The sequence below is a fragment of the Ancylomarina sp. 16SWW S1-10-2 genome, from assembly GCF_009669305.1.
Taxonomy (GTDB): Bacteria; Bacteroidota; Bacteroidia; order Bacteroidales; family Marinifilaceae; genus Ancylomarina.
Genome location: NZ_SADB01000144.1, coordinates 1 through 593 on the forward strand (window position 1 = coordinate 1; position 593 = coordinate 593).

A 593-nucleotide genomic window follows, 5' to 3' on the forward strand; every position below is an offset into this window, starting at 1 on the left:
AAGCATCGTATCTGCGCGTTGCAAACATGGCATCCACTTCTCGCCCGGCACATATTGGGTCACGCCGATGCTGACCGTGATCACACCAAGCATCGTATCTGCGCGTTGCAAACATGGCATCCACTTCTCGCCCGGCACATATTGGGTCACGCCGATGCTGACCGTGATCACACCAGCTGGATCAATCGGACGAGCACCAACATTGACACGCAAGCGTTCAGCGAGAACAACTGCAGTTGAGAGTGCGGTATCAGGACAGAGTACGACAAACTCCTCGCCACCGTAGCGGCAGAGCAAATCAGTGCTGCGTAGTAATTCACCTAGTCGCAATGCGACTTGCTTTAGCACTAGATCGCCGGTGGCATGTCCATAGGTGTCATTGACGGCTTTGAATCGATCGATATCAACCATCAGCATGCTCAGGGTACGTCCATGTCGATCGGCACGATCGGTCTCGATGACAGCTGCTTCTTCGAAATAGTTCCGATTCCATATGCCTGTCAGCCGGTCAGTACTAGCAATTTCTTCGGACGCGCTCAAGTCGCTCTTGAGCTTGATATTGAACCGGTTCAATTCGTTCACATTGCGAACCA

1 protein-coding gene is annotated in these 593 nt (G+C 52.4%); it reads right to left on the reverse strand.

The features are described from left to right. Nucleotides 1-593: GGDEF domain-containing protein (locus EMN46_RS18795; RefSeq protein WP_154202555.1), on the reverse strand; the 593-nt coding region annotated here is incomplete at both ends.